At 75.2% G+C, this 6630-nt stretch carries 5 protein-coding genes and 1 pseudogene; 1 reads left to right on the forward strand and 5 read right to left on the reverse strand.

Features of this window, described 5'->3' with window-relative positions; all coding sequences use genetic code 11:
* Positions 1-1629, reverse strand: a 1629-nt coding sequence (aspA, locus tag BJP40_RS11420) for an aspartate ammonia-lyase (protein WP_107416756.1), incomplete at its 3' end; no start/stop codon positions are given.
* A gap of 279 nt (positions 1630-1908) precedes the next feature.
* Positions 1909-3000, reverse strand: a complete 1092-nt coding sequence (locus BJP40_RS11425; RefSeq protein WP_079171089.1) for an asparaginase — start codon at positions 2998-3000, stop codon at positions 1909-1911.
* A 140-nt stretch (positions 3001-3140) separates the two neighbouring features.
* Here BJP40_RS11425 and BJP40_RS11430 point away from each other — a divergent pair, with 140 nt between their 5' ends.
* Positions 3141-3596, forward strand: a complete 456-nt coding sequence (locus tag BJP40_RS11430) for an Lrp/AsnC family transcriptional regulator (protein ID WP_071271923.1) — start codon at positions 3141-3143, stop codon at positions 3594-3596.
* Here BJP40_RS11430 and BJP40_RS11435 read toward each other — a convergent pair.
* From BJP40_RS11435 to BJP40_RS34880, 3 genes and pseudogenes are all read right to left on the reverse strand, one after another.
* On the reverse strand, positions 3579-4997 hold the full coding sequence (locus BJP40_RS11435; protein ID WP_071280270.1) for an NAD(P)/FAD-dependent oxidoreductase: 1419 nt from the start codon (positions 4995-4997) through the stop codon (positions 3579-3581). The two genes, BJP40_RS11430 and BJP40_RS11435, sit on opposite strands and share 18 nt — an antisense overlap.
* Positions 4987-6201, reverse strand: a complete 1215-nt coding sequence (locus BJP40_RS11440) for an MAB_1171c family putative transporter (protein ID WP_071280271.1) — start codon at positions 6199-6201, stop codon at positions 4987-4989. Before BJP40_RS11440 ends, BJP40_RS11435 begins: the two co-directional genes overlap by 11 nt.
* Positions 6198-6630 (reverse strand): annotated as a pseudogene (locus tag BJP40_RS34880) (hypothetical protein); the annotation flags it as partial. The pseudogene BJP40_RS34880 and the gene BJP40_RS11440, both read right to left, overlap by 4 nt.

Consider the following 6630-nt stretch of genomic DNA (forward strand, 5'->3'; position numbering starts at 1 on the left):
GGCCACCGCGCATCCCTCGGCGGGGGCGGCGGCACGGAGGGTCTGCCCGGCGGCGGCCGCCGCGTGGGCGGCGGCGTGCGGACGGGCCAGGTTGTCGGGGTGCAGGACCTCGCGCAGCCGCTCCTCCGTCAGCAGGCCCTTCTCCAGGACGAGTTCGCGGACCCCGCGCCCGGTCTCCAGGGCCTCCTTCGCCACGGCGGTGGCCTGCTCGTAGCCGATGTACGGGTTGAGCGCGGTCACCAGGCCGATGGAGTGGTCGACGAGCCGCGCCAGGTGGTCGCGGTTGGCGGTGATGCCGCGGACGCACCGCTCGGCGAGCGTGAGGCAGCCGGCCCGCAGGTGCGTGAGGCTCTTGAGGAGGCTGTGGGCGATGACCGGCTCGAAGGCGTTGAGCTGGAGCTGGCCCGCCTCGGCCGCCATGGTGACGGCCATGTCGTTGCCGATGACCTCGTACGCGATCTGGTTGACCACCTCCGGCACGACCGGGTTGACCTTGCCGGGCATGATGCTGGAACCGGCCTGCACGGGCGGCAGGTTGATCTCGGCGAAGCCGGCGCGCGGCCCGCAGGACAGCAGCCGCAGGTCGTTGCAGGTCTTGGAGAGCTTCACCGCGATCCGCTTCAGCACACCGGAGAGCTGCACGAACGCCCCGGCGTCCTGCGTGGCCTCCACGAGGTCGTCCGCCACGACGAGCGGCAGACCGGTGATGTCCCGCAGGTGCCGGGAGGCCAGCGCGGCGTACCCCGGGTGGGCGTTGAGGCCGGTGCCGATGGCCGTACCGCCGAGGTTGATCTCCCGGATGAGGGCACACGCCTCCCCGAGCCGCTTGCGGTCCTCCTCCACCATGACGGCGTACGTGGCGAACTCCTGGCCCAGCGTCATGGGGACGGCGTCCTGGAGCTGTGTGCGGCCCATCTTCAGCACGTCGGCGAACTCCTCCGCCTTCGCGGCGAAGGCGTCCCGCAGCGCCGCCAGGGCGTCGAGCAGCCGCCGGGCCGTGAGGTCCAGGGCGATCTTCACGGCGGTGGGGTAGACGTCGTTCGTGCTCTGGCCGAGGTTGACGTCCTCCAACGGGTGGAGGTGCCGGTAGTCGCCCTTGGCGAGGCCGAGGAGTTCCAGGGCGCGGTTGGCGACCACCTCGTTGGCGTTCATGTTGGTGGACGTGCCGGCGCCACCCTGGATGACGTCGACGACGAACGCGTCGTGCAGCTTGCCGTCGCGGATCTCCTCGCAGGCGGCGATCACGGCGTCGGCCTTGCGCGCGTCGAGCAGACCGAGGTCGCGGTGGGCGAGCGCGGCGGCCTGCTTGACGCCGGCGAGGGCCGTGATGAGCTCCGGGTAGACGGAGATGGGGGTTCCGGTGATCGGGAAGTTCTCCACGGCCCGCAGGGTGTGGATGCCGTAGTACGCGTCGGCGGGGACGTCCCGGTCGCCGAGCAGGTCGTGCTCGCTGCGGAAGGCGGCGGCCGCGGCGGGACCCGGGGCGCAGGCGGGGGCCGGGTCCGGAGCGGTGGCCGACGGGTCGGCCGCGGCGTCGGAGCCGGCCCCCGGACCGGAGGTGGTGAAGCCGGAGGGACCGGAGCCGGAGGCTGCGGAGTCGGTGGAGGAGGTGCGGGAGCTGGTGCCCATGTCGACGGGGACTCTCTTGTGCGCAGGCGGTTCGGGGACGTGCCGGGAGCGGGGAAGCGGGCCCGGGGGCGCGCGCCCGGCCTCGGTAGGGACGGGAGGGGGAGGGACGTCCCGGGCGGTGACCCGGCCCGGGCCGTGAAGGACCGCCCCTCGGCGGCGTGTGCCCGGGGCGGCGGGCCAGGGTGCTGCGGCTCGGGGCGGGTGGGCGGGGGCCGGGGCGGCGCTCGGCGCGCGGGCCGGGGGCGGCGGGTGGGGTTTGACCAGCCAGAAGGCTCGGGCTCAGGCCCGTACCAGTCCGGCGGGACCGCGTGCGTCGGGAGCCTCCGGGACCGCGGCGGACTCTGCGGCCTCCGGCGGCTCGGCGGTCCCGGCGGCCTCGGGCGACTCGGCGGCGGGTGCCTCCAGGGCGTGCCGCAGCACCCGCTCCCGTTCGGCGGGTGCGGTGGCCGCCAGGAGCGCGCTGAGGACGGCGATCCGGGCCTGCCCCGCGCGCAGCGTGCCGGTCGGCACGGCGCCCGCGGCGACGAGGTCGACGGCCCCGCCGTGGGTGTAGATCTCGGTGACGGGACCGGCGTGGACCCGCGTGGTGAGGGCGACCAGCACACCGCGGGCCCTGGCGGCGGCGACCGCGTCGGCGATCTCCGGGGTGGCGTTGCCGGCCCCGGTCGCGACCAGGACGAGGCCCTGCGCCCCGGCGTCCACGGCGGCGTTCAGCAGCACGGCGTCGCCGTCGGCGTGGTGCATGACCATGTCGACCCGGGGCGGCGGCGAGGACGCCTCCGGCAGCGGGAGGGCTGCGGGCCGGCGGGGGTGGCGCAGCACGGAGATCTTCCCGAAGCCGATGGTGCCGATCCGGGGGCCGGAGGGGTCGGCGAAGGCGTCGGCGGCGACGGTCTGCGTCTTCACGGTGCCGCGGGCGGAGTGCACCTTGCCGTCGAAGGCGACGAGCACGCCGAGGCCGCGGGTGCGGGCGGCGGTGAGCAGCGCGTCGTACAGATTGCGGGGCCCGTCGCCGTCCTCGGCGTCGAGCGGCAGCTGGGCGCCGGTGAACACGACGGGGCGCGGGTCGTCGTGGTGGAGGTCCACGAGGAACGCGGACTCCTCCAGCGTGTCGGTGCCGTGGGTGACGACGACGCCGTCGACGCCCGGGTCCGCCAGCACCTCGTGCACGGTGCGCAGCAGGGTGAGCTGGTGCGCGGTGGTGAGCCGGGGGCTGTTGACGCTGAACAGGTCGACGACCTCGACGGTGACGTCCTCCGGCACGGCGGCGGTCGCCATGACCTCCTGCCCGCGGGCGTCGGCGGCGAAGCCGGAGCCCTGCCAGCGGCTGGCTATGGTGCCGCCGGTGCTGATGACGACGATCCGTGCCACGGTGTCCGCCTCTCCCTCGCTCAGTACCCAGAACAACTCGGAACAACTCAGAACGCTGAGCGCAAGGATAAGAAAATCAGCGCGCAATAGGATCGCCACTTCACCCAGCACATCCCGTCGTCGTGGCGGATAATTGCGTCATGGACGCGATCGACCGGGCCATCTTGCGTGAGCTGCAGAACGACGGACGCCTCACCAACCAGGAGCTCGCCCAGAGGGTCGGGCTCACCCCCTCCCCCTGCATGCGCCGGGTGCGGCAGTTGGAGGAGGACGGGGTGATCCGCGGCTACCGCGCGGTGATCGACCCGGAGGCCGTGGACCGCGGCTTCGAGGTGCTGGTGTCCATCGAGGTCAGACGCGACCGCGAGGTCGTCGAGGCGTTCGAAGCCGCCCTCCAGGACATCCCGGACGTCGTCGAGGCGTACCGCCTGTTCGGCAGCCCCGGCTGCCTGCTGCGGATCGCGGTGGCCGACCTGCGCGCGTACGAACGCCTGTGGATCGAGAAGCTGACCGCCCTCGCCGGGGTCACGGAGGTCAACTCGCAGATCATCATGAAGCGCGTCAAGGAGCCCCGGGGCCTACCGGTGGACGGCTGACCGCTCGGGCGCGGTGCGGTCGAGCCGGTCCAGCACGGCACGTTCCGCCGGGGTGAGGGGCGGCCCCGCCAGCGGCGGCAGGGCGGGGCCCGCCAGGGCGGCCAGCAGCAGGGAGGGCCGCAGGAGCCGGGTGGCGCCCGCGGTGAGGTTGGTGACGTCGGCCATGTCGGCGGTGACCCGGTAGGAACCGGTGGCGGCCCTGGTCAGGCGGCGCGCGTAACCGGTGACCAGGTGGTCGGCGAGGGCGGGCCGCTTGCCGCGTACGTCGGGGAACCAGATGTCCTGCGCGGTGCTGAGCGCCCACGCCGCCTCCACCCACCGCGCGGCGGCCCGCTGCACGCGCCGGGCGAGCCCGGGCGCGGCGGGGCCGGCGGCGCGCACCTCGTCCGCCAGGGCCTGCGCGCCGAGCGCGGCGACGGACATCCCCTGCCCGTACACCGGGTTGAAGGTGGCGACGGCGTCACCGAGGACGACGAGGCCGTCCGGCCAGAGCCGGCTCTTCTCGAAGCGGCGGCGGCCGTTGCGGGTGCTGCGGCTGAGGGCGACGTCGGTGAGCGGCTCCGCGCCGGAGACGAGCCGGCCGACGACGGGGTGGCGCAGGTCGAGTGCGTACTTCAGGAAGCCGTCGGGGTCGGCGGGTGGTTCGGCGCCGCGGGTGCCGCACAGGCTGACCATCCAGCGGCCGCCCTCGATGGGGACGACGGTGCCGCACGTGCCGGGGCGGCCTCCGTAGGGGTCGGCGTGCACGGTGGTGAGCGGGAACCGCTCGGCGCCGTCGGGGACGCGGTAGATGCGGGACGCGTTGACGAGCCCGGAGTCCACGACGTCCTCCGGGACGCCCGTGATGCCGAGGGCGGCCAGCCAGTGCACGGCGCGGGAACCCCGGCCGCTCGCGTCGACGACCAGGTCGGCGTGCAGGTCCTCCTCGGGGCCGCCGTCGGGGGCGACGCGCACGCCGGTGACGCGCCGGGCGGTGCCGAGGAGCCGTACGGCCTGCGTGCGCTCCCGCAGGGTGACGCCGGGGCGGGCGAGGACGGCGGCGCGGACGGTGTGGTCGATCAGGTCGCGGCTACAGGTGGTGAGGCGGTGGCCGTCGTGGCGCCACCGGCGCAGCCAGCCGTCGGAGGTGAACAGCACCATGCCGGACGTCATGGAGATGTGGTGCGCACCGGCGGCGAGCAGCCGGCCGTGCACGCCGGGGACGAGGGCCTCCACGGCGCGGGCCCCGCCCGGCAGCAGGATGTGGGCGTGCCGCCCCTGCGGCAGGCCCTTGCGGGGGCGGGGCTCGTCCGGCAGCGTGTCCCGGTCGAGCACGGTCACGGTGTCGGCGACCGGTGCCAGGGCGGCGGCGGCGAGCATGCCGGCCAGCCCTGCTCCGATGACGACTGCGCTACGGGGCATGGTGCGTCCTGTCCTGGGGGGTGTGGGCGGGGGCGTCGTGGAGGGTGAGGGTCCCCTCGCGGGCGGCGGTGGCGACGGGCGACGTGGCGAGGGCCCGGGCGAGCTCCACGAGCGCGCTGGGGTCGGCCGCCTCGGTGGCGTACAGCTGGTACGGGCTCGGGGTGTCCTGCGGTGGTGCGCCGCTGCGGGCACGGCGGGCGGCGTCGGCGAGCATGGCGGCCTCGGCGACCACACGGGCGTCGTGCTCGCCGAGGCCCAGGGCGAGGGCGGTGGTCCTGGCGGCGACGCGGATGCCGTCGTCGAGGTGCGGGGCGAGGACCAGCAGGGCGTCGTGGATGGACACCTCGCGCTGGTGCAGCCGCTCCTGCGGCGAGTGCCACCAGGCGGTCGGCGGTTTCGGGGCCGTCGCGATGGCGCTGACCTCGCGCCACAGCGGGGCGAGCCCGCGGTGGTCGCGCAGCGCGGTGGCGACGGCCGCGGCGGCCGGGCCGACGCGCGGCAGGATGAACCCGACGGCGCAGGTCAGCGCGCCGAGCGAGGCAAGTGGCGGCGCCACGAACGTGGACAGGAAGTCCCAGTCGTAGCCGTGCCAGCGGGCGCCGACGGCGACGTACTTCGTGGCCTGGAAACCGACCACGTCCAGCAGGCAGCCCAGGGAGATCAGCCGCAGCCCGCTGCGCAGGACGCCGCTGACCTCCCGCTGCCAGGACCAGCACCAGGCCAGCAGCACCAGCTCGGAGACGGTGTGCCCGAGCAGGTACAGCAGGATCATCTCCCGCATGTACGGTGTGTTCGCGTAGTGGGTGTCGAGGTCGGAGAGGCGCTCCACGGGCGCGTCGGCGCACGCGAAGAGGACGACGATCGCGGTGATCAGCAGCCCGTAGGCGGCGACGCAGGCGCGCGCGGTGCGCCGGATGCGTTGCACGGGCCCGCCCCGCCAGTGCAGCAGCACCACCATCAGCGAGCAGCTCATCGCGGACAGCACGGAGTACGTGAGCGGCGCACCGAAGTTGGGGACGCCGGTGGCGTCGTTGACGGCGGCGATGGTGCGGGGCGCGGCCAGGATGAAGGTGAGGGCGCTGAGCAGGATCGCCGTGCAGACGGACCGGATCAGCGGATCGCGCAGCGCGGTGCGGGGGCGGCGCAGCTTCACCGCCATGGCCAGCAGCAGCATGGCCGCGGCCAGGTAGACCACCAGGCTCATGCGGCTCCGCCCTCCACCACGGTCCCGGCGACGGTGGTGGTACGGGCGGCGGCGACGAGCGGCGAGGTGTGCAGGGCCCGCGCGATCTGCACCAGCGCGGCGGGCACCGGGCCCACCGCCGGGGCGTCCGCCGGCGGGCTCCCGAGGGCCGGGGCGCCCCGCAGCAGGGCTCCTGCATCCGGTGGGGGGAGCGCTTCGCGGGGAGCGGCCGCAAGGGCGGTGCCCGACGGCATGGCACGGCCGGAAGGGGCCACGCCGTCCGACCGGGTGCCGGGGTCGGCGGAGGCCGGGGCGCCTGACGGTGTGGCAGGGCTGTCGGGGACCCGGGAGGTGACCGGTGGGCAGGGCGGGTCGCACGTGGCGGCCGCGGCGGCCCCCGCCGACCGCGCGGCACGGCCGGCGGGGGCCGCGCCGTCCGAGGGGAGGGGC

The organism is Streptomyces sp. CC53, assembly GCF_001865245.1.
Lineage (GTDB): Bacteria > Actinomycetota > Actinomycetes > Streptomycetales > Streptomycetaceae > Streptomyces.